We start from the raw sequence: 24,999 nt of genomic DNA on the forward strand, positions 1-24,999 counted from the left end.
TAGTTGGTCGTTGACCACCTACTCGTCAACCTCGTGGTGCTTCGGTCCTCGCCAGGTGGGAGCGGCGACACCTGCGGGCGCGTCGCATCCCGGGCAGCGGACTCGGCCAATCGGGCGAGGAGATCGTTCTGCCCTTCCAAGCCATACTGTGCTCTGATCGAGGGGTGCGCGATACGGGTGATTCGGCGTTCGAGGGAGTCGAGGCCGAGGCGGTACCTATTCATCCAGAGTCGGCGGAAGCTGACGCCGGCTTTGACTGGTTGGCGAGCACCGGCGCCAGGTTGAGTTGGGTTGAAACCCAGCCGTCGACGGGTCGAAGCGTCGCGATGCTCTCGGACGCCGGCCGACTTGCCGGCTACACCGTGCGGGATCAGAGCGTGGGCAGTTCCCTGCACGCATACGGCGGGATGCCGTACGTGTTCACGCCCTCGGGAACTCTGGTGGCGGTGAGCGCCACCACTGGCCAGCTCATTGCTCCATTCGGAAGTACCGATGACGAGTTCACGTACGGTGACCTTGCCGGCTGCGACGATCAGGTGCTCGTCGTCCGCGAACATGATCGTGGCGATCAACTCGTCGTCCTTGACCCGACTTCAGGCGAGCTGCGAGTGCTGCTGGCCACGGACGGCTTCGTCGCATCACCCCGCTACCACGACGGCCGCCTGGGGTGGACGCAATGGGCCAACGACGTCATGCCGTGGGACTCCTGCGAGATCTGGGTGGCCGACTACACCCCTGGTCAGGGTCTCCGCGAGTCAAAGCGCGTAGCCGGAGGTCCCGCAGAGTCCGTGGTCCAACCGTCCTGGGACACCGACGGCACCCTGTACTTCATGTCGGATCGCTCAGGCTGGTGGAATCTGTACCGGTGGCGTAACGGCCTCGTCGAAGCGGTGGCACCGATGCCAGCCGAGTGCGCTACGGCGCCCTGGGAGTCCAGCTACGCCAACTTCGTCCTACTACCAGCAGGACGAATCGCCATGACAGTGCAGTCCGGACCGGAGCAGCAGTTGACGATTGTTGAGCTCGATGGCAGCAGCCGAGCCATCCGAGTGCCGTACACATCGATCAAACCCTATCTGACGGCATGTGCTGGCAGGGTCGCCTTGATCGGCGCGTCACCGACACGGGCACCAGAGATCGCGTTGGTGACGACGGACGGCAGTGACAAGATCGAGGTGGTCAGACGCCCAACCGCCCAGGTCGAAGAGCCTGTGGTGTCGGCTCCCGAACGGCTCCGGGTTACAGCCGACGGAGCCACAACGATCACGGTGCTGTTCTATCCTCCTGCGTCCGCTCATGGTGCGACACCACCGTTGGTGGTGCGGCCGCACGCCGGCCCGACGTATCACAACGAGCTGCGGCTGGATCGTGAGGTGCAGTTCTTCACCAGCCGCGGGTTCGCGGTCGCCGAGGTCGATTACCGGGGCAGCACTGGCTATGGCCGAGCGTTCCGCAAGGCACTCGACGGGAACTGGGGCCGCTTCGACGTGGAGGACTGCCGCAACGCCGCCCTGCATCTCATCGCGTCCGGGCGGGTCCGCCCGGACGCGGTCTTCATCGCAGGGGCAAGCGCAGGTGGCTACACCGCTCTCAAAGCGGTGTGTGATGATGGCCCGTTCGCGCTTGCGGTCGCCCGTTCGGCCATCGTTGATCCGCAGCGGTGGCGGACGACTGCACCGCGGTTTCAACGCCCGCATGCGACGATCCTCGCCTCGGCGACGTCGCGCGTGGTCGCGGAGCAGGTGCGGCGGCCTGTCCTGCTGGTGCACGGGGCCGCCGACCAGGTGGCGCCGGTCGGCGACGCTGATGGGCTGGCGGCGGCCTTACGGCGACGCGGCCTATTGGCTGACCTGGTGCGGCTCGACGGGGTGGGCCACTATCTGCCGGCATCCGTGCAGCAGATCGCCCTTGATGCAGAGCTAGCCGCTTACCGGACGGTGCTTCTGGAGATGGGGATTGCTATGCCGGCGTAACGAGCGGCTGCAGGGTTGCGCAGGCGTAGTCGGCGACCTCGCGCACCTCGGGCAGATTGGCGTGCGGCTGCAGTTCAGCGAGCATGAGCACGATGCGATGAGTGGTACGGAAAGATGCCAGCCCGGCGGCGTGGTCGATCGCGTGGCGAGCGGTCACGCATGCTTGATCGAGCCGGCCGGCGCGGGTGAGTGCCGCAGCCTGCAGGGCGGTGTCGATGCTGATGCGTCGCACCCGATCCGGTGGCAGCAGGTGCAGGGCCATGTTGGTCTCGCGGTATGCAAGGTCGTACATCCCCAGATCGAAGAAGCAGTGGGCCTTTTCGTCGGCTAGGTCAGCCTCGCCGAAGTAGGTGATCCACTCAGGTTCGTCGCCCGGCCGGCTACGTGCGAGATCGGCCTCGACATGCAGCAGTGCGGCGGCACAGGCGGCTTCGTCGCCGAGGCGGGCGTGAGCGCGGGCAAGCACTGTGCGGAGCGCGGCCCGCACGGCGGGTGTGGCGTGTCCCTCCGTGCCCTGAAGGCCGGCGGTTGCCAGTCGTAATGCCTGGCGCGGGTCGCCACAGTGCAATGCCAGGTGGGCCAGACTGACCGCCACGAGGTACCCGCCGTAGAGCCGATTCCCGAACCGCGTCATGAGATCGAGTGCGTGCAGGTAGTGCCGCTGCGCAAGACCGTCGGCGCCCAGGTCCACCGCCTCGTACCCAGCCAGTTCGAGCATGCCGGTAGCGACGTGCGGCGCCGTGGTGGCGAGGCTTGGCAGCCGCCCGTGCAGCGTTGCTGCCAACATGGGATAGGTGGCACCGGCCCCGCGTACGTGGTCCTGGCTGCGTAGTTGCTCCAGCGTGGCAGCAGCCCTCGTTACAGCGTCATCCTCAACGGGTGGGCATCGGCCGCTCGACGGCGTGGCGAGCAACCAGTCGAGTACCGGGCGATCCATGGCGGCACTACGGAACACGGTCGACTGCGGCTCACCGTTGCGACCCGACCGCAGCAGTCGTTCCCGTTCGATCACCGGCAGCAGCCGGAGCAGGGAACCACCGCCGTTGAGCACTTGATCGCAGCGCTCAACCAACTCGCGCGACGGTAGCCGCTCGGCGGTCTCGATCCTGCGGACGAGATCGCGGTGGACGAAGATCCGTGCGCCGAGTTCGGCCTGCGACAGACCACACCTGGTCCGCAGGTAACGGATATGAGCGCCGACGTAGTCGAGCACCGACCGTGTCGGCAACAGCGGCTTCGGAGCCTGTCCCACCTGGATGGCCATTCTCGTGACATCGCGCACAGCGACCGAGCAAGTGCTGATTGTCGCCGATCCTGCCATCACGCGCAACATTGATGCCCATACCCGCCCGATCTCATCGGCACACCGCCGCCTGGAGGACATCCACCTCGGCACTGCGGCTGACCGGTGGCAGCGTCGAAAATGCCATCGTCGTAACGGCGCCTCGGCCGGACATGACACGCGACTCCGTACGGCCGGGAAGCGCTCCGCAGGTGGGTGAACTGGCCGTCGCTCACTCAGCACCGCGCCCTCCTCGCTCATCACATCGAGGGTGCGCCAATCCTTGCCGGTTGGCGTCCCGGGACAGGCGAGCATGAGTGCCTACCGGCAACACCCTGCGCGGCTTCGCCGCGCCGCCGCCGCTGTTCGCCGTGCGGAGTAGAGCACCGTTTCACGACGGATCGTGCGGACAAGTCGACTGTCCGCACGTACGGTCTCGACCCCTGCGGTTTCACCAGCGATCGTCGATTAGGTGCGACGTCGGATGCCAGGCGCCCGGAGGAGACATACGTCCTGCGTCAGCCGCACGGCAGACGGCTGTCAGAGCTCGACCTGATCTACCGAGTTCAGTTGATGGGGGGACACTCGTGCAACTCGCTGACGACTTCTGGCGTCTCGCCCACGATGACGTCTCCGGAAATCCTCGGTTGAACGGGCGCGGCGCTGGGCTCGGCCTGGCGGCGGCGCTGCTGGCCGAGCTGATGTGGATCGGAAAAGTCGACGCAGACCGCGGGCAACTCTGGGTGGTGGACAAGGGTCCCCCCAAGGATGTCCTGGCGCATACCATCCTGGAACAACTCGTTGCCCAGCCGCAGCACACCACCGTGGGAATCTGGCTCGATTTCCTCTCGCGCGACGCCTTAGACCAGGTCGTGCAGCGGTTGTGGCGTGCCGGACACGTCCGGCGGGAGGAGTCTCGGCGGCTGCTTCGCCCGAACGGTGTGCGTTGGGTGCCAGTCGACTGGAACAACGCACACTGGCCCGCCGCCCGACTGTCGATCCGGCTTCGGGAGCAGGCGTCGATGAGCCATGCGGACGCGTTCCTTGCTGGCCTCGCTGCGGCGACTGGTCTGGATGAGGAACTGCTGCGCGACGCTCCGACCTCCAGCCGTCACTACCTACGGCGTCTTACCGGCACCCTGCCGCTACCGCTGCGTGAGCTTCTCACGCACACACAGGTCGCACGTGGGGAGGCCATCTTTCCTACCGCACCTGACGCCTGCCCTCCCGTCTCATCTGCCGCCCTCGCAACCGGAGGCTTCTCGATGCCCCTGTCCACTCCGCCGGGTCATACCAGTCCGGTGACGGCCACCCTGGCGGCAAACCGACTCGGCGTGCCCGCCGTGATCTTCTTCGTAATGAGCGCGGCGACTCCGCTCACCGTGGTCGCCGGGGTCATCACCACCGGCTACGCGACCACCGGCCTGACCGGGATCCCCCTTGCCTTTCTCGTGCTCGGCCTGTTCTCGATCGGTTATGTCACCATGGCGTCGCCTGGCTTGTTCCCGATTCCGAGCAGCGCAAGACCATCCTCGCCGCGAACTTCCGCATCCTGCTCGAGCATGCCTTCTTCTTCGGCGAGGTCCAGATTCTCGAAGATGGCAGCGCCGTCGCGGTGTGGTTCGACCGATCCAGTCCAATACCCCCACCCGGCGACTACGAACGACGGCTCACCGCCGCCTGCGGCCCGTGCACGGAGCGGTTCGCCACGCTCGACAAGCTGTTCGACACCCACCACCCCACCGAGGCGCACCATCACCTGGCGTTCCTCGCCGTCACACCCGATAAACAGTGCACGGGACGCGGAACCGCTCTGCTGCAGCATTACCACGCCCGGCTGGACCGCATCGGCATGCCGGCCTATCTCGAAGCAAGCAGCAGCGGCAGCCGCGATCTCTACGCCCGACTGGGCTACGTCGGACGAGAGGCCTTCCAACTGCCAAATGGCAGTAAGTTCTACCCGATGTGGCGTCCTCCCACCGCATCCAATTGCCCCTGAACGATTTGCCGGTTTACGCGCCAGATCAGTCAGGAAGACGCCCGAAGACCTACCCCGCGCCCACTGCACGGTGACGGCGAACCGTCGCGGTGCGGCGTACGGGGCCGGCCAGCTGCCGACGGAGCCCGGTAGCCGGACCGGCGCCGCGTGGTCGGCGGCGGCATCCCCCCGCCGCCGCCGACCACACCATCCGCGATCAGCAAACTGACCAGGACGGGAGCGAACGCCATGACCAGTGAGGACACGAGCTGTTCGGCCCGGTCGCGCGGGCCTACGTCGTTGCGACCGCCACCATGCCGTAGCCGAACTGCTGCCTGGGTTGGGAACGCGCTCGAGCCAACCAGCCGTTGATGCACCGGAGAGGTGCGCTTGAGACTTTCCAAGGGGATGACGGTGCCGATGAGGAAATTGTCAGCAGACGGGTCAGTCGACCCCCAGGGTGTTGAACCAGAGGCGAAGCAGCCCGATACTGTCCTCTCGGGCGGGTCGAGGACCATGAAGAGAATCGCCGTTGTCGGCTGCGGCGGCAGCGGCAAGTCAACTCTCGCTCGACGCTTGTCCGGCATCCTCATTTTACCCCTGACCCATCTTGATGGGATCTACTACGACGGTCGGTGGAATCCGTTGTCCCAGCAGGAGTTCGTCGCCCAGCAGGAGAGGCTCACCGCTGCCGAGCGGTGGGTAATCGAGGGCAATTACGCCGGCACCCTGCCTATCCGGCTGGCCGCTGCCGACACGGTAATCTTCCTCGACCTGCCCGCTGTGACCTGCCTACGTGGCGTCCTCCAACGGCGTTGGCGTTACCGGGGCGGCCAACACCGGACGGAGGGCGTCTACGACCGGATCACCTGGAACTTCATCCGGTACGTCCTCGGTTACCGCCGGACGATGAGGCCCAGGGTCGGTGACTTGATCCAGGAGCACGGGTCGCACGCACAGCTGATTACGCTCACCAGCCGTCGGCAGGCCAATAAGTTGATCGACCACATGCGGCGAGCAGAGTGTTGTCGCCAGATGCTGCCTCGGGTGCCAGCCGTGCGGTGGTGTGGATGAGCCGGCAAGGTGTTCGGGTGGCGGCCCTTCGGACGCTGGCGGGACTGTGGCCGAGATGGCTTCAGCCTCCCCTGGTCATGGCCCTGCTGCGCCGGTCCAGCGGTGCGACGTTCCGCGGCCGTACCCGGGAGGCTGAGGCCGCCGCGGCTGAGGCGGTCGGAGTGGCACGCCGATTGCACACGTCGACCGGCGGTCACGGCCTGCTGTATGCGCGGGCGCTGGCCCGCCATGCGGCATGCCGGTACGACCTTGGCGCCTACGAGTTGGCGCTGACCGACATAACCGAGGCGATCGGCCGGTTCGAGCGCTGCGACCCGACCACGTCGCCGCAGTCGAGAGTAGGTCTGGCCGGTGCTCGGGTGGTCCTGGCGCTGGTGCTTGAACAGCTTGGCCGAGACGGAGAGGCGCTTTGCGCCGCACAGGCGGGGGTAGCCGATTGGCGCCATCACCTGCCGGGCAAGCCAGTCGAATATCGTGCCGGTCTGGCTCATGCGCTCAATTGCCTTGCCGGTCGCCTGAGCGTGCTGGGCCGTCACGAGGAGGCTGTGGCTGCCGGCTTGGAGGCGGTAGACCTCTACCAGAAGCTTCCGTTCTCCACGCGGGCTCGTCGATCGGTCGAGATCACCAATGCCCGGATCCGGCTCGCCGACGAACTGTGGTTGATCGCCCGGTACGAAGAGGCCATCGAGGTTCTTGAGGGTGCCAGTTCCTGGGCGGAGGCGGCGGCCTGGCTCCATCCCGCCACGTACCGGCCGACACTGGCGTGGATGCGTCACGTCGAGGCGCTTGTCGCCGCTGGCCTCGGCTCTCACAGCCGGGCAGCAGACGCGGCTCAAGCTGCGGTCACCCTGTACCGGTGGTTGGCGGACCAGGACGAGGCCACCCACGAGCCACACCTCGCCGCCGCACTGCGTTGCTGGGCCGACGCCTGTGCGGCCGCAGGCCATCCGGAGGACGCGGTCACGGCGCTGGAGGAAGTCACAGCAATTCGTGTTCGCCTGGCGAGGACCGAGGCTGACGGCCAGGCGGTGGCACTCGCCGGCGACCTGGCTGCATGGTCCGACGGGTTGTGGGCGCTCGGCCAACGCGGCCAGGCCAGCACGGTGGCCAGACGGGCCGTCGATGCGTACCGGCGCATCGTCGAGAAGGAACCGAGCTACGAATCCACGCTCGTGTCGGCCCTCACGACGTCTGCGGCCCGGTCGAGGGCGGTTGACCGACTCGAAGATGCGCTCGCCGACGCGCGAGAGGCAGCTACTGTGGCACGGCGGCTTGCCGACGATGATCCCGGCACCTTCGCGGTGCTGCTCGCCAACAGCCTCGATTTCCTGGCAACCATTCTGAGCGGGGCCGACCAGGGGCCAGAGGCGGTGGACATCGCCGAGGAGTGTGTGGCCATCCGCCGCCGGCTGGCCGAGGCCCAGCCGGCCGTGTACCGGGCGGACCTTGGCAACGGTCTCACCCACCTGGGCAACCGGCTGATCGAGACTGACCTCGACGGCGAGGCAATCGCCGCGTACAGGGAGGCCGCCGCGATCCATCGCGACAACGTCACCGACCCCAAACACCGAGCAGCGCTCGCACTCGCGCTGGCCAATCTCGCCGTTCCGTTAGCCGCTGAACGCTTGGACGAACCTCTCGGGCATCTCGACGAAGCCATTGCCATCCGCACCCTACTGGTCGACGAGGACGCCGATGCGAATCGGGAGGGCCTGGCCATTGCGTTACGCCGGCGTGGCACCTATCTGGCCGATGCCGGCCGTGACGACGAGGCGATGCCCGACCTGTACACCGCCACAGATATCTACCGTGCTCTGGCCGCCGTCGACCCCGCTGCCCACGGGGAAGATCTGGCGCTGTGCCTGGGAGTTGTCGCGCTACAGCACGCCCGGCTGGGGCGCCACCGCGAAGCCGCAGAAACGCTGCACCAGCTTCGCGACCTTGTCGAACAGGACGGGACACCGCCGCTACGCGAGCTGTACCTCGAGGCGGTCGCTGAGGCGCGGGAAGAAGGCCCATCCGTACTGGAAGACGTCATGACGCCATCACCGGACCAGGCAGCCGCAGTGAACAAACAACAAATCGAGGACGCCGGCCAGGTGTCCACTGAGAGCTCTCCAGTGATCATGGTCGATGCGGCGACTGCCGAACGTCTCGGCTGGCAGACGCGAGCTGCTGCAGCCTCAGCCCGACGCGCGTTTGAGCGTACCGTCGAGACACTGAGCGTGCGCCACCTCGTCGGGGGTGGCGTCGCAGGCCGGATCGACCTCGCTGCCCAATACCTCGCCGAGTGTGCAGAACTACTCACGGCGCCTCGCCACGGGCAGCTGGCCGCTGTCAAAGCTGCTGAGATGTCGGGTGTTGCTGTAGCCCTTGCCTTTGCCGTGCATCGGCGCTGGGAGCCCGTAGCCACTGCCCTTGTGCTCATCGTCGGCTACGCGTGTGGGCAACTGCTCGCGACCGCCTTACGGACCGGCCTTGAGCGCCTCGACCAGAGCCGCGCAGCGTCGATCGACAACCCAGGGGCGGATGCCGATCAGCGTCTCGCCCCGGCTGGCACAATCGCCTCGCTCAAGGCCGATGTGCAACGAGCGCGCGCTGAACTTGCCGCCGCTCGCACCCACCTCGCCCCTGTCACCCAGGCCCTCCCTACGCAGTCGAGCACGATCGCGATTCGTCGGCGCCAGCAACGACGGCAGGCGCGCGCTGCGCGGTTGGCACACGACGCGGAAGCCCTGCTGATCCACGCCGACAGCCGGCTCGACGAGTACGTGAGCCGACTGTGACGTCGAAGCCGGCGGCGTGACGGATCTGGTCTCGCTGTCGACGTAGTCGAACGGTTCGATTGCAAGGCCAGTCTGAAGTAGATGGATGTATTTGACAGTTTCTGTTCCACCGGTCGTCACTTGTCCTGACCAGGGTTTGACGTTCGGGGTCCGGCCCTGCCGATGCCGGGGCGGCGTTAGGTGTACTGCTGCCCGAGCTGGCAGGCGTGCTCGCGCGCCAATCGGCCTGATACTACGGTCGAGCGATGAATCCCCGAGGTCTCGACGCCCTGGTAATCGGTGCTGGTGTATCCGGCCTCACCACGGCCGTCTACCTCGCGGAGGCAGGGATGCGGGTGACGATCTGGGCGGCCGAGCCACCGGATCGAACCACGTCGTACGCCGCCGGAGCGATGTGGGGGTCGTATCACGTCGAGCCCATCGACCGGGTACGTGTCTGGGGCGCCCGGACCCTCGAGGTACTGAGGCAACTCGCCATCGACCCACGGACCGGGGTACGACTTGTCTCCGGCATCGAGGCGTCCCGCAAAGCCGTTGATCCACCGGAGTGGGGAAGCCAGCTTGACGGATTTCGGATGTGTGAGGCCGATGAACTGCCCGAGGGCTTCACCGCCGGGTGGCGATACACGGCGCCGATTCTCGACATGCCGGTCTACCTCGGCTACCTCAGACGGCGACTGGAGGCAGCCGGCGGCAACGTCGAGGTCCGGAGGATCGATTCGCTCGACGAGGCCGCCGGCCTCGCTTCGGTTGTCGTCAACTGCACTGGCTTGGGCGCACGGGATCTCGTCCCCGATCCAGACCTGACACCGATCCGCGGGCAGCTTGTCGTGGTGGAGAACCCCGGCATCACCGAGTTCTTCTCCGAAGACACCGGTGACTCGCCGAGCTTGCTGCACTTCTACCCGCAAGGCCAGACCGTCGTTCTCGGCGGCACGGCTGAGCCGGGCGAGTGGAGCCGAGAGGCCGATCCGGACATCGCGGAGGCGATCGTCGCCCGCTGTGCCGAGATTGAGCCCCGCCTCCGTGGTGCCCGGGTCATCGAGCATCGAGTCGGTCTACGCCCGACGCGGCCGTATGTTCGGCTGGAGGAGCAGGAGTTCGCTGGCGCACGCATGATCCATAATTACGGCCACGGCGGTGCAGGAGTATCTCTTTCCGTTGGTTGCGCGGCAGAGGTGCACCGAAAAATTCTCCAAGGTTAGCCGGTGTTGACTAGGCAATCATCATCAAGGGGGCAGTCTCTTGTGCTGCTCATGCAAAGGTGATCTACCGGGGCGTTGTGTAGCCACTGATGTCCGTCCCAGTTGACGAAGCGCATTGCGGATGTCATGAAGCTTGATGATCCGCAGGAACACGTCGCCCGGCCAGTTGTCACCTCCCGACTGTCGGTGCTCGTGCTCCGGCGTGCCAATGTCCTGAAGGTCGGTGTTAAGTCCCTCGTTTACTGGTATGGCTCACCGGGTGCAGACCGTGGTTCGCAGCGCCGCGCATCTTCATCGGCCGTGCAAACACCAGCCCAACAGTGCGACTCTACTCGGCTGATTGAGGGATGAGGTCGTTGACGTTGTAGGTATCCCACCACTTCCGTCTGGATTTGCGGATCTTTCCGTTCACGCGCGCCAGCAGCAGCCAGTTGCCATTCAACACCAAGGCCGCGTCTTCTTCCCGCCCGGCCAGTACTCGCGCGACGACCGCGATCATGTTCCGTGTTCCTTCATCGGATGTTTCGTTCTTCGCCATGCGGAAGCTGACGTTGAGGTATGTTTCCGGCTCCCACTCCCACTGCGAGTCGTCGTCTTCGGCATCGTAGTAGCCATCGCGGCCCGCGTGGATGCTGATCACGTAGCCGCACCGCTCGTGCAGGTCTGCGACAAGCAATCGTGGAGATCGTTGTAGCGGTGGTGCCTCAGTGGCTTCCGGCGCGGCGAGGTCAGCCACCTGCTCCAGTGGGATGTCGCCGGCGAGGGTCAATCGGTATTCGATAGCCATCTTTGGCACCTTCCTTAATCGCGCCGTACGATCTGAATGGTCGCCCCACTTGGTGTGACCGCTGCCACTTCTTTAAGATTCGGTATCGGCCAGTCGTCGAACTGCTTCTGCAGGGTCCCAACGTCCCCGCGCCAGTCTTTGAGGTTCAGTACAACCCGTTGGGTCTGCTGGCTCGTCACCTTATCGCGAACCTCGGTCCAGACGCCACGCACAGCCTTCCCTGGCGAGGGGGAGTAGCAATCGAAGACGTGACCCTCGACCAGATAATCGGGGTCCTTCCGGGGGTCGCCGCGATCACCGGTGCGTTCCCGCGACTCGGCCACCTCAGGCCGAGTCGGGTTCTGGTGTACGCGGTAGCCGCCGGCGGCCAGAATATCGGCACACTCGTTCTCTCGTTCTAACGATCGACGCACATCGGGATCTTCTCGCTCGCGGATCCTGGTTCGTGGACCGGTCGGCGATCCGCCGGTGTGGCCGGTCGGCTGTCTCTCCCAGGCCGAGTCAGCGCGGCCGTCGGTTGTCTGAGGAGGAGCGCCAGGGACGGTGCTCGGGACCGGAGACGGGCTGGCCGGCAAGGCGCCGCCAGCCCCGGTCAGTTTCCCGAGCTGCCCGTCCGGCGAGCATCGGTCACAGCAGACGCGAGCGAGTGTTTGACCGCGCCGGCATGCTGCGCCACCAACAAGAGGATCTCCTTGATGGTTCCAAGCATGGAAAGCAGCGGTCCGGGATCGCCGCCCTGCAGGACTCTGGCGACGAGAGTACGGGCCTCGTCAACGTTGCTCAGCGACGAACCAACTCCGTCGTGCGCGGTGCTCACCCTGTCCGCCGCGCGGTTCAACGCCTCGATCACCTCCGCTGGCGAGGCCTCTTTGGGTACCGCGACGAGAGAGCTGGAAGCATCGTTAACGGCCCCGCCGACGTTGCTCAGGCCAGCCTGGATGTTCCTGATCGCCTCCCGCACCTGAGACATGCCGGCGACGATTCCACTAAATCCGGCAGCCGCCGCCCTCGTTGCCACCTGTTCGGCTTCCTGCCCGGTAGCGGACGCGGTCGACCTGACGCGGTCGATACCTGCCTGCATCGACCGCAACTGGTTACCGATGGCGTCGGTTTGCGACATGATTCGCAGAGCCCTCCGTCGAAGGGATTAGAGTCACGGCGTCGACCCGCTGCCGGCGCCGTAGCTGGCGGCAACCGCCGCAATACACATGCCGCTGCCATCGTACGAATCCGGGCAACCCCCAAGGACCCGGCCGCACCACGCCAGATGTCCACCACGCACGGCCCTGACATGACAGGGCTACGGAGCTGACCTCGGCGTTGGAGGCGCTGCAGAGAGGCCGTCCACTCCCGCTGCCGCCCCCTGTTCCCGGCTCACCTCTCAACGACCGCCCTCAAGGCCATCCCAATCGACGATCTTCGTGTGTGCCCGGGACGTGCTCCGGTGCGATGACCAGCAGTGAGTGACGTCGAGAGGTCGTGCCCGCCGGTGGCAGTCAGTAGAGCGGAACCCTGATCACGTGCGGTCGGTGTGCGATCCGCTGGTGGCGGTGCCAGCGCTGACCACCCCGGTGGCTCCCTGCGGTACGCTGACAGCCGCCGCCAGCTAGCCTGGATCATGACGCCCTCGTAGCTCAGGGGATAGAGCAACGGTTTCCTAAACCGTGTGTCGCAGGTTCGAATCCTGCCGGGGGCACCAAACGGATATGCGACGCCGGTTGCGGTAGGTCGGCGGGCGCTGGTAGCGGAAGTTCTAGCCCCGGCGCGTCGGCCAAGGTGATCTCTACGTCAGCGACTCGATCCTCTGGGTGGTACCGCACCTGGACGTTCAACGCCTCGTATAGCGCGTGGAGATCCTCGGGCGGCCGACCGATGAGGGTGTCGGCCAGTTCGGGAAGCCGGTTTAGCGCTGCCGTGATTTCGTCGAGGTCGGGTGGCGCGGCTGCGATCTCGGCTTCGGCCTGATCGGCCTCGGCCTGCCGGCGAGCGATCATGTCTTCGAGTTCGCCGATGCGGGTGGCGATTTGGCGTCTCGCCGCAGGCGTGATGTCGTCGGCTTCCAGGTTGAGTACCTGGCGGCGGAATCGCCGGTTGAGGTCGGCGATGTCGTTGTTGATCTCTGCTAGTCGAGTGGCTGCCGGGGCGCGGCCGTTGTTCTGGTCGTCGTCGGCTGCGTCGAAGCATTCGCGCCAGTAGGTGAGGCGGTCCTTACCGAAGATCGTGTAGGTCAGCCATGTGGCGATGGCTTCGTGGAGGGGTTCCTCTGCCAGGTAGATGGTGGGTGGATGTTCGGCGGGGATGTTGGTCGAGCGTGTCTTGCCGGGGTAGCAGAAGCAGTAGCGGCGGCCGGAGCGGCGGCGGATGTTGCCGGTCATGCGGAGGTCGCAGATGCCGCAGCGCAGCCGGCCTCGGTAGAGGTAGTCGGCGCGGGGCTTTCGTTGCTGGGACTGTTCTTCGCCGCTGAGTGCTGGGCGGCGAGAGCCTTCGTTGGCCGCCGCGCGAGCGGCCACGGCGTGGTACTCGTCCTTGCTCACGATCGGTTCGTGGGTCGGCTCGGGGGACCAGATCCACTCGCTGGGCGGGTTGAGCCGGTTTCCCGCGCTCTTCCGGCCGCGTCGGTTCCACACCATGTAGCCGGTGTACTTGGGGTTGCGAAGGATCTCCCACACGCTGGAGATCGACCACCTGCCGAGAGCCCGCTTGGGATCGGGCGGCGTCGGGATCGCCTACGACCACTGACCAGGATTCGGAACTACTCGTCTAGACCTGGCTCATGGTCGAAGGGGATGTGTCCGTCGTCGGCGCCAACGAGGCGTCCTGCGGCGAGCTGAATGTCGGTTCCCGGAACACGTTTCTGGGGGCCAGGTCCCGCGAGGTGAGTCGCCCGACCACCCGCTGGGTCGTGATGCGGCTCGACCTGGCCGACGCCTAGCGACGTCGTTCGTCAACCGGAGGTCTACGCCCGGCTTCTGCCCGTCCGGCCGGGCCTCCACACGCGGGATGCCCGGCCGGGGTCAGGGAGGGGGTCAGATTTGGTTGAGTCCGCCGTCCACGTAGAGGCTGGAGCCGGTGATGAAGCTGCTCTGATCGGAGGCGAGGAAGGCCACGGCGGCGGCAATCTCCTCCGGGCGGCCCAGCCTGCCCAGCGGCACCTCCGTGGCCAGGTGTTGCCGCAGGCCTGCGGCCTGTGCCGGGTCGGGAGCGAGCCCGGACAGGCCCGGGGTGTCGGTCGGGCCGGGCGTGACGGTGTTGACCCGGATGCCTCGCCCCTTGAACTCGTTGGCCCAGGTCCGGGCGAACGAACGGATCGCGGCCTTGGTCGCCGCGTAGACGCCGAATGCCTCGGTGCCGACGTCCACGTTGGTAGACCCGTTCAGGATCACCGATGCACCGTCGTTGAGTAGCGGCAGGGCCTTCTGCACGGTGAAGAGGGTGCCGCGGACGTTGATCCCGAAGAGGGTGTCGAAGTGCTCCTCTGTGATCTGGCTGAGCGGCACGAACTCGGCGACGGCGGCGTTGGCGAACAGGACGTCCAGTCCCCACCCCCGGCCGCGGACGACATCGTAGAGCCGATCGAGGTCGGTCAGGTTCGCGACGTCCCCGGCCACCGCGGTGGACTTCGCGGAGCCGATGGTTTCGACGGCCTCGTCCAGTTCGGTCTTGCGCCGGCCGGTGATGAACACGTGTGCACCCTCGGCCGCCAGGCGTACGGCGCTGGCCAGGCCGATGCCGGTGCTGCCGCCGGTGACCAAGGCGGTCTTGCCCTCAAGTAGTCCCACGCTCGTTACCTCTCCAAGGTTCTGTAGCGTTCACTGCAGAATAGGACGGTACCACTTCAGTAGCGATCGCTGCAGAAGCGGTAGGCTGCGGAGGTGGGGAACAAACGCAACGGCCCGATCGGCCGGCCGCGCGGCTTCGATGTCGACGAGGCTCTCGAACGCGCGATGCTGGTCTTCTGGGAACACGGCTATGAAGGGGCGAGCCTGACCGCCCTGACCGGGGCGATGGGCATCTCCACGACCAGCATGTACGCGGCCTTCGGCAACAAGGAGGAGCTGTTCCGCAAGGCACTGGAACGCTACACCGAGGGCCCGGGCGGCTACCTGTCCCGGGCACTCGAGGAGCCCACCGCGCTCTGCGTCGCCACCGCGATCCTGACCGGCACCGTTCGCACCACCACCCGTCCAGCCCACCCCCCGGGCTGCCTCGGCGTACAGGGAGCACTAGTCACCGGCGACGCCGGGCAGACGGTCCGGGACCTACTCGCAGCCTGGCGCACGAACGGCTGCGCCTCCGTCCGGCAACGGTTCCAACAGGCGGTTGACCAGGGTGACCTGTCGCCCGATGCTGACCCCGGACTACTGGCCCGCTACGTCACCACCCTGGCGTTCGGCATCGCCGTCCAGGCTGCGAGCGGCATCGGCCGCGACGAACTTCAGGCGACGGCCGACGCCGCCCTGCGCAACTGGCCACTCACCTGAATGACGGCCGTCACCGGCCCGCGTCCGCCCGGCCCACAGCCTGCCCGGCAACTCGTTATCGCCGACCCGTCCGTTCCTGCCTACACTGGAGCCAGCGGCGGGCGGTGCTGACGAACTCATTGATCGACCAGCCCGTGGTCTGCTCGACCCACCGGGACACGGCCACGGCGGCGAGTCACAGCCTGGAGCAGCCCGGTTAGTGCGCAGTTTTCCGCCACTTCGGCGAGAAAACGGCAGGTCAACCGCCAACACCCACCCCATGATTAGTGATCTTGAGCCAAGACGGGTGGCACCCAGCCAGCCTGGCCGGCGCACGCTCTTGCTTGATATGCAGGTAATCGTCGTTGACCCATTGCCGGTGTTGGTGGTGGGTTCGATGGAGAGGTTCCTGCATGTCCGTCTGGGTCGATCTTGTGCTGAGGCGGTCGAGGACCGCGGCTGGTGATCTTGTTGTCCGGTTCGGCATGCCGTTGCTGGACGCCTATCTGGAGTTCCTGTCGGTGCGGTCGCGGCCGAACACTGTGGTCGCGGTCGCGTATGACCTGAAGGTGTTCTTCACCGTGGTCGGTAAGGCGCCGGGTCGGGTCGTCGCGGCCGACGTTCTGGCGTTCGTAACCGCGCAGTATGCCGGCGGCCCGGCACGGCGGTTGCAGGCCGCCGGTGACGGCGCTGGCGTGTCGGCCCGGACGGTCCGGCGGCGGCTGTCAAGCGTGTCCGGGTTGTTCGCGTTCCTGCAGGCCCGCGGTGATGTCGAGGCGAACCCGGTGCCCCGAGGCCTGCCGACACGCCGCGAACGGCAGCGACCCCGTCAGGGCGTGCCGCTGGTACGCACGCCACGCACCCTGCCGCGGATTCTGTCTCCGGTTCAGGTGGATGCGCTGCTGGCGGCGTTGCGCACGCATCGGGACCGGGCCATGTGTGAGGCGATGGTGCTGGGTGGACTGCGCCGCTGTGAGGTCCTCGGTCTACGGCTGGACGATCTGCAGGTCGCTGCCCGGCGGGTGTTCATCGCCGAGGGCAAGGGCGGCCATCAGCGGCAGATCCCGGTCTCCGGCCGGTTCTTCACCTCCGTGGCCGCCTACCTGCACCACGAACGCCCGCCCGGCATCGCCACCGACCGGCTGTTCGTGGTGCTGAAAGGCCCTCGCCGGGGCCGGCCACTGTCACCGGCTGGGCTGGATCAGATCCTGGACTCGGCCCGGCAGCGGGCCGGGCTGGACACGGTGACCTGCCATCAGCTGCGGCACACCTGCCTGACCCGGCTGCGGGAGGCCGGGATGGCCTTGGAGGCGGTCCAGGCCCAGGCCGGGCACGCCTCGATCGAGTCCACCCGCATCTACCTGCACCTGGCCGACGACTGGCTGGCCTCGCAATACCGGCGGGCCGCCGAGGTGATCGACGCGCAACTGTTCTCCGGAAAACCGTTGCCCCGCAACGGCGTCAGCCTGATCGAGGGGGGACGGTGAGCAGCCCTCGGCAGCTCCCCGGCTGGGACCAGCTCGCCACCGAGATCCCTGACATGGTGACACCGATGCGCCGCTACCTCGACCAACTGACCTGCATCCTGCGGCCGGGCAGCGTGAAAAGCGCCGACCTGGCCCTGCGATCCTTGGCCGCGTTCCTGGTCGAGCAGGCACCCGAGGTCCGCCACGTCGCCGACATCCACCGCCGGCACATCGAGGGCTTCCGCACCTGGCTCACCGCCAGAACCGGCTACCGCACCGACAAGCTCACCCCGGCGACCCTCGCGCACCGGCTCGGCACCCTGCGCATCTTCTTCGTCCGCATCAGCGACTGGGACTGGCCCGAAGCTCCCGCCCGGATCCCGATCATCCCCGCCGACCTGCCGCGACAGGACCACCCCCTGCCAAAGGCCCTCGACGACGCGTCCGCGGCGAAACTGCTACGAGCCGCCCAAACCCAGCCCCGCGTGCTCACCCGTGTCGTGGTCGAAGTGCTGCTGCGCACCGGGCTACGCGTCGGCGAGTTCACCGCCCTGCAAGCCGACGCGATCGTGCTCATCGGCGCCGCGCACTGGCTGCACGTCCCGGTCGGCAAACTCCACGAGGACCGCTACCTGCCCCTGCATCCGCACCTGGTCACCCTGATCGGTGACTACCGCAACGTCCACGTCCACGCCGACAACCCGCTACTGCTGCCCCGCGAGAACGGCCGCCCGCTCGACCGGCACACCGTCACCCGGCTGATCAACAAAGCCGGCACCGCAGCCGGTCTCACCCACATCCACCCGCACCAACTCCGGCACACTCTGGCCACCCAGGCCATCAACCGCGGCATGACCCTCGAAGCCATCGCCGCCCTCCTCGGACACCGCAGCCTCGACATGACCCTGCGCTACGCCAAAATCGCCAACCGCACCGTCGCCGACGAATACTTCGCCGTCACCGAAAAGGTCGAATCCCTTTACCAGCAAGGAAAACCCCTACCCGCCGACACCATCGGGCCCCGCATGGCCCAACTTCGCCGCGAACACCACCGCCTGCTCGGCAACGGCTACTGCACCCGCCCACCCGAACTCGACTGCGCCTTCGAAGCCATCTGCGAGACCTGCACCTTCTTCCAAACCAGCATCGAGTTCCGGCCCACCCTGCAACGCCAGCACGACCACGCCGCCGCCAACAACCAGACCCACCGCGCCGACCTGTTCACCCGGCTCCTCGATGGCCTCGACCAACAAGCATCATGATCAACTTGACAAGGATTACCTGCATAATGCCGATGTGAGTGCATTCGATTACGCGAAGCAGGAGTGTTGTGCTCGGTGCAGATTCAGTCGGCCGGCCGGTTGCGTCCGCGGAATGTGGTCCGGTAGGCGCTGGGTGAGACTCCCAGTTCGGCTTGGAGGTGTAATCGCATCGATCCGGCGGTGCCGAATCCGGCGGCGACGGCGATGTCGTCGACGGGCATGTCGGTGCGCTCCAGGAGAGCGCACGCCCGCTCTACACGCTGCTGTATGAGCCACCGCCCTGGCGAGGTGCCGATTTCGTCACGGAAACGGCGGGTGAACGTCCGCGTGCTGGTTGACTCCTGGGCTGCCAGTTCCCGGAGCGTGACGGGCCGGTGCAGGTTCGCGAGCGCCCATTCGCGCGCGCGGCTGGTCGAGGAGATTCGAGGATCCGGTATCGGCCGATTGACGTACTGCGCCTGCCCGCCCTCGCGGTGCGGCGGAACGACGGTGCCGCGGGCCACGTCATTGGCGACCGCGGCGCCATGGTCGGTGCGGATCATGTGCAGGCACAAGTCGATGCCCGCTGCCGCACCGGCCGAGGTGAGGACACCGTCGTCATCGGTGTAGAGGACATCGAGGTCGAACACGACGCCCGGGAAACGACCCCGGGCCTGCGCGGGCGAGCGCCAATGTGTGGTCGCCCTCCGGCCGGTGAGCATTCCCGCCGCGGCCAGCACGAACGATCCCGTGCAAATCGAGGCGATTCGTGTCCCGGGTCGAATCTGCGCCAGCGCGGCCGCGAGCGCTGGTTCGAGTGGCCCGTCCTGGGGTTCGTAGTCGGTCTCCGAGCCTGGGATGACGACAGTGTCGGCCTCGGCCAGCGCCTCTGGGCCGTGAGTCACGGTGACGGTGAAATCGGCGTCCGTACGAATTTCGCCGGGCACAAGCGTGCAGGTCACGACCTCGTACAGCGCGGCGCCGACCGCCGTGCGGGCCTGGCCAAAGATCCGGTGGACGATGCTGAGCTCGAAGGGCAGCACCCCGTCGCGGACCAGGACGGCCACGCGGTGACGGCCGTCGTCCGCTAAAACGGTCATGGCCCGATCTTCGCACATGTTGTCCATCAGGCCGGTCGTCCCGGCGGCCCCGCCCTTCCATGATCGATGTCATGAAGGTTTTCTGGATATCAGCTCACCCCGAACCCCGCTCACTGAATGGTTTTCTCACGGCAGAGGGCCAGCGCGCACTCCGCGCCGAAGGTCACGAGGTCGAGGTGTCGGACCTCTACGCGATGGGCTGGCATCCCGTGGTCGATGCCGCGGGCTACGCCCACGACCCGGCGGAGCGATTCCAGGTCGCTTCCGCCGCGAAGCACGCCTACGAAAGCGGCGCGCTGAGCGCCGATATCCGCGCCGAGCAGGAGAAGATCAACCGGGCGGACACGCTCGTCATTCAGTTCCCGATGTGGTGGTTCGGGATGCCCGCCATCCTCAAGGGCTGGTTCGACAGGGTCTGGCACCAGGGCTATGCGTACGGCTTTCGCGGCCCGGGCGGCGAGTGGATCGGTTACGGAGACGGGTTCCTCGCGGGCAAGCGCGCGCTGGCCGTGGTGACCATGGGCGGGCCGTCGTGGTTCTACGGCGAGCGGGGCATTCACGGAGCCGTCGACGAGTTGCTGTTCCCGCTGCAGCACGGCACGTTGTTCTACGCGGGCGCGAAGGTGCTCCCCCCGGTGCTGATCTCGGGCGCCGACCGGTTCACACCCGAGGACGGCCAGAACGCGGCCAAGGAACTGTGCGAGCGCCTACTCGCAATGCCGACGACCGAGCCGATCCCGTACCGAACCCAGAACGGCGGAGATTATGACGAGAATCTCGTGCTGCAACCGTATGTGGCGCCAGGCCTGACCGGACTGGGCGTCCACCTGGCCTGAGGCCGGTCGAGTCTTGAGTTTCGGCACCCACCTCGGCGGTCACCGCCTCGCTGACGTGGGTGCCCGAACAGCAGTTGTGTCCCGGCACTTCCCGAGCCACAGCGCGACGGTCGCGGCACGGGTCGCCGCATGTGAACGATTTCCGACGGCGCCATCGTCAATCGTCGCTTCCGTCAGCATCACGGCCGCGGACCCGACACACCGAGAGTTCGACGCACTCTTCTGCCGCTGACCGAGTGCGCCAGGCTGCCCGAAGCCGTCACGCTTCATGGCCAGCGTTCGGCGCCGGTAGGGCGCGCGGAACTGCCGAGATGAGGGTGCGACACGAGGTCGCACGTGTCGAGTGAGTACGTCGATTGGAGGTCGGGTGTAGATGCCCGAGGCATGGCTCGCGGTCAGTATCCGAGATCGGTGGTGAGTAACCGTCGGGCGCGAAGTTCAGGAGAAGCCCAAGGTCACCCATTCCGGCTGGGTGCCATAGGCCTCGCGCACTTGCCTTCGGGGCGGTTCAACGCCGATGATGCCTGACGTCCTGCGCCGTGATCGTCCACAATCTCACCCGCGCCGCCGAGATCTCCCCGCCCCGGCCTACGCCGCTGTCGGCCTGCCAGATCCATCGAGGCCCGGGGTAGGAGTTCAATGAGGTGCGGGACCGGCGCCGGACGGAGATCCGGCGCCGGTCGGTGCTTGCTAAGAGCGTTCTCGGACACTCAGAGGAATCGGTGTGAGGCGTTGTCGAGGTAGGTGTTGCTCAGGTTTCGCGATGTGCCGGCAGCCACGTTGTCGTACGGACCACCGTAGTTGCTGTTGTAGTAGACACGGACGGGCCGGGAACTGCGATTCCACGCCGATGTGGCATTGTTCTTAATACATTCGCCCTGCCCTATCCCAGACGACCGAAACTCGTAGCAGCTGGGCTGGGTGGACCCGTAGTTTGCGAGTGATGCCGTGAAGTCAGAAAGCGACCCCGTCAGGTTGTGTCCCCAGTAGAAGCAGATTTCGCCGGATTCGCATATACCGTTCCTGGGGGTGGCCGCCGAGGCGGCGGACGGAGCCAGCGCCGCGAAAAGCGACGCGGATCCGAGAACGAGGATCATTGCGCGTGCGATGGTCATCCTGGTTTTGGTCATCTCTTTCCTTTCGATCCTGACACCTTCGCTGTATGGGTGCGTAGGTGGCCTGGATGCTCGTCCAAGCCGGGTGGGTCGGATCTTCTGTCCGACCATGCCGCCGTACCACCTCCTCGAATTCTCCGTACACGCGGCGGAAGTCGATGGCAGCCGCGTTCGGCTTGTTCGATCAACACCGCCAATTGATCCACTTTGGATCGGCGTTGCCGTCGGCTAGCCTTCGGTGCCATGACTCCAGGATCTACGCAAGAGCGCCGAGGTGGCATCACGGTACCCACCGAAGGATTTGCCCACAGTCGAGCGATTGACGTTGCCGGCCCGGCTCGATGTGCGCAGATTTCCGATTGGTTCGCCTGACCCATGACGCTTTTGGAACGTGATCAAGAGCAGGTGCGGATTCAGGAACTTGTCGCTGGTCTCGGCTCGGGGAGCGGCGCCGTCGTGCTTGTCGAGGGTGCACCTGGGATCGGCAAGTCGGCGCTACTGGCGAGTGTGTGTGGGAACGCCCGCCGGCGGCAGGTCATGGTGCTCGCGGCGCGCTGCGGTGAGCTTGAACGGGACATGCCGTTCGGAGTCGTACGGCAGCTGTTCGAGCCGACTCTGCTTACTGGCACTGCGGCTGACCGGGCGGACCTCCTCGCCGGTGCGGCCCGACTCGCCTCGGTGGTGTTCGAGAGTCGCCCCGCTGCTTCTGACCTACCGGTTGGCGATGTTGCGCATGCTCTCTACTGGTTGTGTTCCAACCTCGCGGAGCGCGGATCGCTGCTGCTGGCGGTCGATGATGTCCACTGGGCTGACGAGGCGTCGCTGCGGTTCCTCTCCCACCTGGCCCGACGGGTCACGCATCTGCCGGTACTGCTGCTGCTTGCCACGCGCCCGGCCTGGCGGAAGGGCCGGTCACCGGCAGCCCGGGTACTAAGCGGCGTCACATCGCACTTCATGCCCCTGGCTCCGCTGACCGGTGAGGCCGTTGCGGTGTTGGTTCGTGACTCCCTGTCGGCGGACGCGGAGGAGGAATTCTGCGAGGCGTGCACCTCGGCCAGCGGCGGCAATCCCTTCCTGCTCACCGAGGCAGTCAACACGCTTCGCGCCATGGGTGTCACCGCCAGAGCAAGCGAGGTGCACCACCTGGGAGCCCTGCGGTCCGATTTCATCACGAGATCCGTGCTGGAGCGCATCAATTCGGTGGGACCCCAGGCCCTGCATCTGGCCCGAGCGGTGGCGGTGCTCGGTGGCTCGGCAACTCTGCACCGGGCCGCGACACTCTCCGGCACCGCTGCTGACATGGTAGGGCCCGGCTCAGAGGAGATGGGTTCCAACCAGGCCGCGAAGATCATCGACCTACTCGTACGGGAGGGTGTTCTTGCCCCGGGGCTACCCCTCGACTTTGTACATCCGTTGGTCCGTACCGCTGTCTACACCGATATCAGCGCGTCGGTTCGCTCCCACACGCACAAGGCGGCGGCCCTGATGCTGGCGGACGAACACTTGGCGCCTGAGCACATCGCGCCCCACCTCCTCGCCTGCGAACCAACGGGTGACCCGTGGGTCGCCGATGCCCTGCATGCCGCAGGGCGCGCGGCTCTCGGCCGCAGCGCGATCGAGAGCGCCATCGGCTTCCTGGAACGGGCGCTGGTCGAGCCGCCCGAACCATCCGTCCATACGTCGATGCTCGTCGACCTGATCCGGGCACTGGTGCTGTCGAACCGGCTCGACGACGCCGCGGACCGGCTGCAAACGCTCCTGTACACCCCCGGCACCACTAACCTCCCCGCCGAGACCGCAGTGGAACTCGGCACGCTGCTGGTGATCGCCGGGCAGCGCTATCACGGCGGCCACCTGCTGCGGTACGCGCGGAACGTGGCGGGCAGCAGCCCGGAGATCGCCACCCGGGTCCTCGCGGCAGCCGCCTTTGGCGGTCTCACCGCCATGGATCCACCCCACATCTGGATCCGCCAACTGGAACAGGCAGTGCCCAACCTATCCGGCACCGCAGACGCAGACCGCATGGTGTACGCGACCCTCGCGTTCCTTGCCGGCGCTACCGGCGACCGCCCGGCGGACGAAGTCGCCCGGCTGGCCTCTGTCGCCGCGACCGGTCCCTTACCGGCCAGGAACTTCGGCATGCTAGCCAATCTGGCCGGCGCGGCCTTCGCCATCTGCGGAGACGGTGACCAGGCGCTTCAGTTGCTCAGCAAGGGAATCGACACGGCCCGCCAGAGCGGGGACATCGCCACATTGGGCTATCTCCTGGTTCTCCGGTCACACGCCGCGATCGAAGTCGGGCAGCTCATGGAGGCCGAAGCCGACGGCCAAACGGCGATCGAGATCTACCAGGAACGCCCCGAGGAGCGCCCGCTCGCCGCCGCGGTGCTCGTTGACGCGCTCGTCGCCCGTGGCGAGACCGCCGCCGCCCAGCACGTACTCACCACGCTGGGCCTCGAAACACACCTGCCGCTGAACTGGCTGATCGCCCACTTCTTCCACCTGGCCAGAGCCCGGCTCCGTCTCCAGCAGCGCCGCCCCGCAGATGCGCTCGCCGACCTGGCCGTCTGCGGTGACGCGCTCACCGCCGCCGGATACACCAATCCGGCCTTCGCCAATTGGCGCTCCGAGACGGTTCACGCGCACCTCGCCATGGGCGACACCGCCAAGGCCCAGGCCCTGGCCGCAGAGCAACTCGAACTGGCCCGACGGTTCAGCTCCCCACGCTCAATCGGCATCGCCCTGCACACGGCAGGCATGGTCGCGAAGGGCGCGGAAAGCGTCGCCTTACTCCGCGAGGCCGTAACCACCCTCGAAGGCACCTCCGCGACGCTCCACCACGCACACGCCCTCGCCGAGTACGGCGCCGCGCTGCGCCGCAACGGCGACCGCATCGCAGCCCAGGACCCGCTGCGCCAAGCCCTGCACCACGCGACCCGCTGCGGGGCACAATCACTGACCAGCCGGACGATCGACGAACTGCTAGCCGCTGGCGCCCGCCCCCGCCGCGCCACCCTGTCCGGACCCGACGCGTTGACCGCCCAGGAACTCCGCGTCGCCCGTTTAGCCGCGCAGGGCGCCACCAACCGCGACATCGCCCAGCAACTCTTCGTCACCCGCCGCACCATCGAGATCCACCTCAGCAATGCCTACCGCAAACTCAACATCACCTCCCGCCAGCAGCTTCCAGCGGCACTCGCATCAACCAAATGAATCCAAGAACCGTTGCGGTGGGACTGTAAAACGAACGGCTCTGTCGCACATTCGGCTCTGGCTCACATTCGGTGGTAACGGTCGGTAGCGGCGCCGCCGAGCCGTGCTCGCGAGCCTCCGGCGCTGACTCTTCAAGGCTGGTCGGCTTCGAGGGAGAAGACTCAACCATGATCCGCAGGAAGCTTTATGTCGTTTCGTCCAATTTGGTCACGATCGTCGCTCCCGCGAGCGATACGCTACAGGCTGCTACCACCGAATGTGAGCCAGAGCCAAGTTCTTGACACTCCCGTCGCTGCCTGCCTACGACAACTCGATAGTGTTCTTCGCCTCGCTGGAGACAGAGCTGCATCGGGTACCCACTGACCCGGCGGTTCGAGTCGCAACGCGACGCCACGTTCGCTGTCTTCGAGCACATCGAGGTCTTCATAGCCGGCAGGGCCGAGATTCCGCCATCGACGGCGCGTCGCCGGTTACCCTCGATGC

The 24,999-nt window shown here is 66.6% G+C and carries 18 protein-coding genes, 1 tRNA gene and 3 pseudogenes; 14 read left to right on the top strand and 8 right to left on the bottom strand.

What is annotated here, in order from left to right; all coding sequences use genetic code 11:
* Nucleotides 1-164 precede the first annotated feature (164 nt).
* Nucleotides 165-1,973 (top strand): prolyl oligopeptidase family serine peptidase, encoded by a 1,809-nt coding sequence (locus tag ACQEVC_RS12750; RefSeq protein ID WP_432876546.1) that lies wholly within the window; start codon nt 165-167, stop codon nt 1,971-1,973.
* On the opposite strand, the gene ACQEVC_RS12755 is transcribed toward ACQEVC_RS12750, so the two are convergent.
* A complete protein-coding gene (locus tag ACQEVC_RS12755) occupies nt 1,960-3,237 on the bottom strand; it encodes a helix-turn-helix domain-containing protein (RefSeq protein ID WP_432876548.1) in 1,278 nt (425 codons plus the stop codon). The genes ACQEVC_RS12750 and ACQEVC_RS12755 overlap by 14 nt on opposite strands.
* A gap of 605 nt (nt 3,238-3,842) precedes the next feature.
* Here ACQEVC_RS12755 and ACQEVC_RS12760 point away from each other — a divergent pair.
* The 6 genes and pseudogenes from ACQEVC_RS12760 to ACQEVC_RS12785 all read left to right on the top strand — a co-directional run.
* A pseudogene (locus ACQEVC_RS12760) lies at nt 3,843-4,325 on the top strand (GOLPH3/VPS74 family protein); the annotation flags it as partial.
* 195 nt (nt 4,326-4,520) lie between these two features.
* Nucleotides 4,521-4,745, top strand: a pseudogene (locus ACQEVC_RS12765) (amino acid permease); the annotation flags it as partial.
* 125 nt (nt 4,746-4,870) lie between these two features.
* On the top strand, nt 4,871-5,254 hold the full coding sequence (locus ACQEVC_RS12770) for a GNAT family N-acetyltransferase (protein ID WP_432876550.1): 384 nt from the start codon (nt 4,871-4,873) through the stop codon (nt 5,252-5,254).
* A gap of 387 nt (nt 5,255-5,641) precedes the next feature.
* Complete coding sequence (locus ACQEVC_RS12775) at nt 5,642-6,307, top strand: topology modulation protein (RefSeq protein ID WP_432876552.1); 666 nt, start codon at nt 5,642-5,644, stop codon at nt 6,305-6,307.
* 77 nt (nt 6,308-6,384) lie between these two features.
* Nucleotides 6,385-9,093: a hypothetical protein gene (locus ACQEVC_RS12780; RefSeq protein ID WP_432876554.1), complete on the top strand. Its 2,709-nt coding sequence runs from the start codon at nt 6,385-6,387 to the stop codon at nt 9,091-9,093.
* 245 nt (nt 9,094-9,338) lie between these two features.
* Nucleotides 9,339-10,298: an FAD-dependent oxidoreductase gene (locus ACQEVC_RS12785; protein WP_432876556.1), complete on the top strand. Its 960-nt coding sequence runs from the start codon at nt 9,339-9,341 to the stop codon at nt 10,296-10,298.
* Nucleotides 10,299-10,626: 328 nt separating this feature from the next.
* On the opposite strand, the gene ACQEVC_RS12790 is transcribed toward ACQEVC_RS12785, so the two are convergent.
* From ACQEVC_RS12790 to ACQEVC_RS12800, 3 genes are all read right to left on the bottom strand, one after another.
* Nucleotides 10,627-11,085 (bottom strand): SitI3 family protein, encoded by a 459-nt coding sequence (locus tag ACQEVC_RS12790; protein ID WP_432876558.1) that lies wholly within the window; start codon nt 11,083-11,085, stop codon nt 10,627-10,629.
* A 14-nt stretch (nt 11,086-11,099) separates the two neighbouring features.
* Nucleotides 11,100-11,498, bottom strand: a complete 399-nt coding sequence (locus ACQEVC_RS12795) for a hypothetical protein (protein ID WP_130461808.1) — start codon at nt 11,496-11,498, stop codon at nt 11,100-11,102.
* A 179-nt stretch (nt 11,499-11,677) separates the two neighbouring features.
* Nucleotides 11,678-12,205: a DUF6244 family protein gene (locus ACQEVC_RS12800; protein ID WP_432876561.1), complete on the bottom strand. Its 528-nt coding sequence runs from the start codon at nt 12,203-12,205 to the stop codon at nt 11,678-11,680.
* A 503-nt stretch (nt 12,206-12,708) separates the two neighbouring features.
* On the opposite strand from ACQEVC_RS12800, the gene ACQEVC_RS12805 reads away from it, so the two are divergent.
* Nucleotides 12,709-12,784 (top strand) — tRNA-Arg (locus ACQEVC_RS12805).
* A gap of 805 nt (nt 12,785-13,589) precedes the next feature.
* Here the strand turns inward: ACQEVC_RS12805 and ACQEVC_RS12810 are convergent.
* Nucleotides 13,590-13,808: pseudogene (locus ACQEVC_RS12810) on the bottom strand (recombinase family protein); the annotation flags it as partial.
* Nucleotides 13,809-13,858: 50 nt separating this feature from the next.
* On the opposite strand from ACQEVC_RS12810, the gene ACQEVC_RS12815 reads away from it, so the two are divergent.
* Nucleotides 13,859-14,017: a hypothetical protein gene (locus ACQEVC_RS12815; RefSeq protein ID WP_432876563.1), complete on the top strand. Its 159-nt coding sequence runs from the start codon at nt 13,859-13,861 to the stop codon at nt 14,015-14,017.
* Between the two features lie 94 nt (nt 14,018-14,111).
* Here ACQEVC_RS12815 and ACQEVC_RS12820 read toward each other — a convergent pair whose 3' ends face one another.
* Nucleotides 14,112-14,864 carry an SDR family NAD(P)-dependent oxidoreductase gene (locus ACQEVC_RS12820; RefSeq protein ID WP_432876566.1) on the bottom strand — a complete coding sequence of 251 codons (753 nt, stop codon included), beginning with the start codon at nt 14,862-14,864 and terminating at the stop codon, nt 14,112-14,114.
* A gap of 93 nt (nt 14,865-14,957) precedes the next feature.
* On the opposite strand from ACQEVC_RS12820, the gene ACQEVC_RS12825 reads away from it, so the two are divergent.
* From ACQEVC_RS12825 to ACQEVC_RS12835, 3 genes are all read left to right on the top strand, one after another.
* Nucleotides 14,958-15,566, top strand: a complete 609-nt coding sequence (locus ACQEVC_RS12825; RefSeq protein WP_432876568.1) for a TetR/AcrR family transcriptional regulator — start codon at nt 14,958-14,960, stop codon at nt 15,564-15,566.
* A gap of 392 nt (nt 15,567-15,958) precedes the next feature.
* Nucleotides 15,959-17,032, top strand: a complete 1,074-nt coding sequence (locus tag ACQEVC_RS12830; RefSeq protein ID WP_432876570.1) for a tyrosine-type recombinase/integrase — start codon at nt 15,959-15,961, stop codon at nt 17,030-17,032.
* Nucleotides 17,029-18,273, top strand: coding sequence for a tyrosine-type recombinase/integrase (locus ACQEVC_RS12835; RefSeq protein ID WP_432876572.1), 1,245 nt, complete (start codon nt 17,029-17,031; stop codon nt 18,271-18,273). Before ACQEVC_RS12830 ends, ACQEVC_RS12835 begins: the two co-directional genes overlap by 4 nt.
* A gap of 83 nt (nt 18,274-18,356) precedes the next feature.
* Here the strand turns inward: ACQEVC_RS12835 and ACQEVC_RS12840 are convergent, their stop codons facing one another.
* A complete protein-coding gene (locus ACQEVC_RS12840) occupies nt 18,357-19,352 on the bottom strand; it encodes a GlxA family transcriptional regulator (RefSeq protein ID WP_432876574.1) in 996 nt (331 codons plus the stop codon).
* Between the two features lie 71 nt (nt 19,353-19,423).
* Here ACQEVC_RS12840 and ACQEVC_RS12845 point away from each other — a divergent pair, with 71 nt between their 5' ends.
* Entirely contained in the window at nt 19,424-20,188 is a 765-nt protein-coding gene (locus tag ACQEVC_RS12845; protein ID WP_432876577.1) for an NAD(P)H-dependent oxidoreductase, read from the top strand.
* A gap of 710 nt (nt 20,189-20,898) precedes the next feature.
* On the opposite strand, the gene ACQEVC_RS12850 is transcribed toward ACQEVC_RS12845, so the two are convergent.
* Complete coding sequence (locus tag ACQEVC_RS12850) at nt 20,899-21,318, bottom strand: peptidase inhibitor family I36 protein (protein ID WP_432876579.1); 420 nt, start codon at nt 21,316-21,318, stop codon at nt 20,899-20,901.
* 360 nt (nt 21,319-21,678) lie between these two features.
* Between ACQEVC_RS12850 and ACQEVC_RS12855 the strand changes: the two genes are divergently transcribed.
* Nucleotides 21,679-24,516, top strand: coding sequence for an AAA family ATPase (locus ACQEVC_RS12855; protein ID WP_432876581.1), 2,838 nt, complete (start codon nt 21,679-21,681; stop codon nt 24,514-24,516).
* The last annotated feature ends 483 nt before the right edge of the window (nt 24,517-24,999 follow it).

Origin of the sequence: Plantactinospora sp. CA-294935 (genome assembly GCF_050936445.1) — a bacterium.
GTDB lineage: Bacteria > Actinomycetota > Actinomycetes > Mycobacteriales > Micromonosporaceae > Plantactinospora.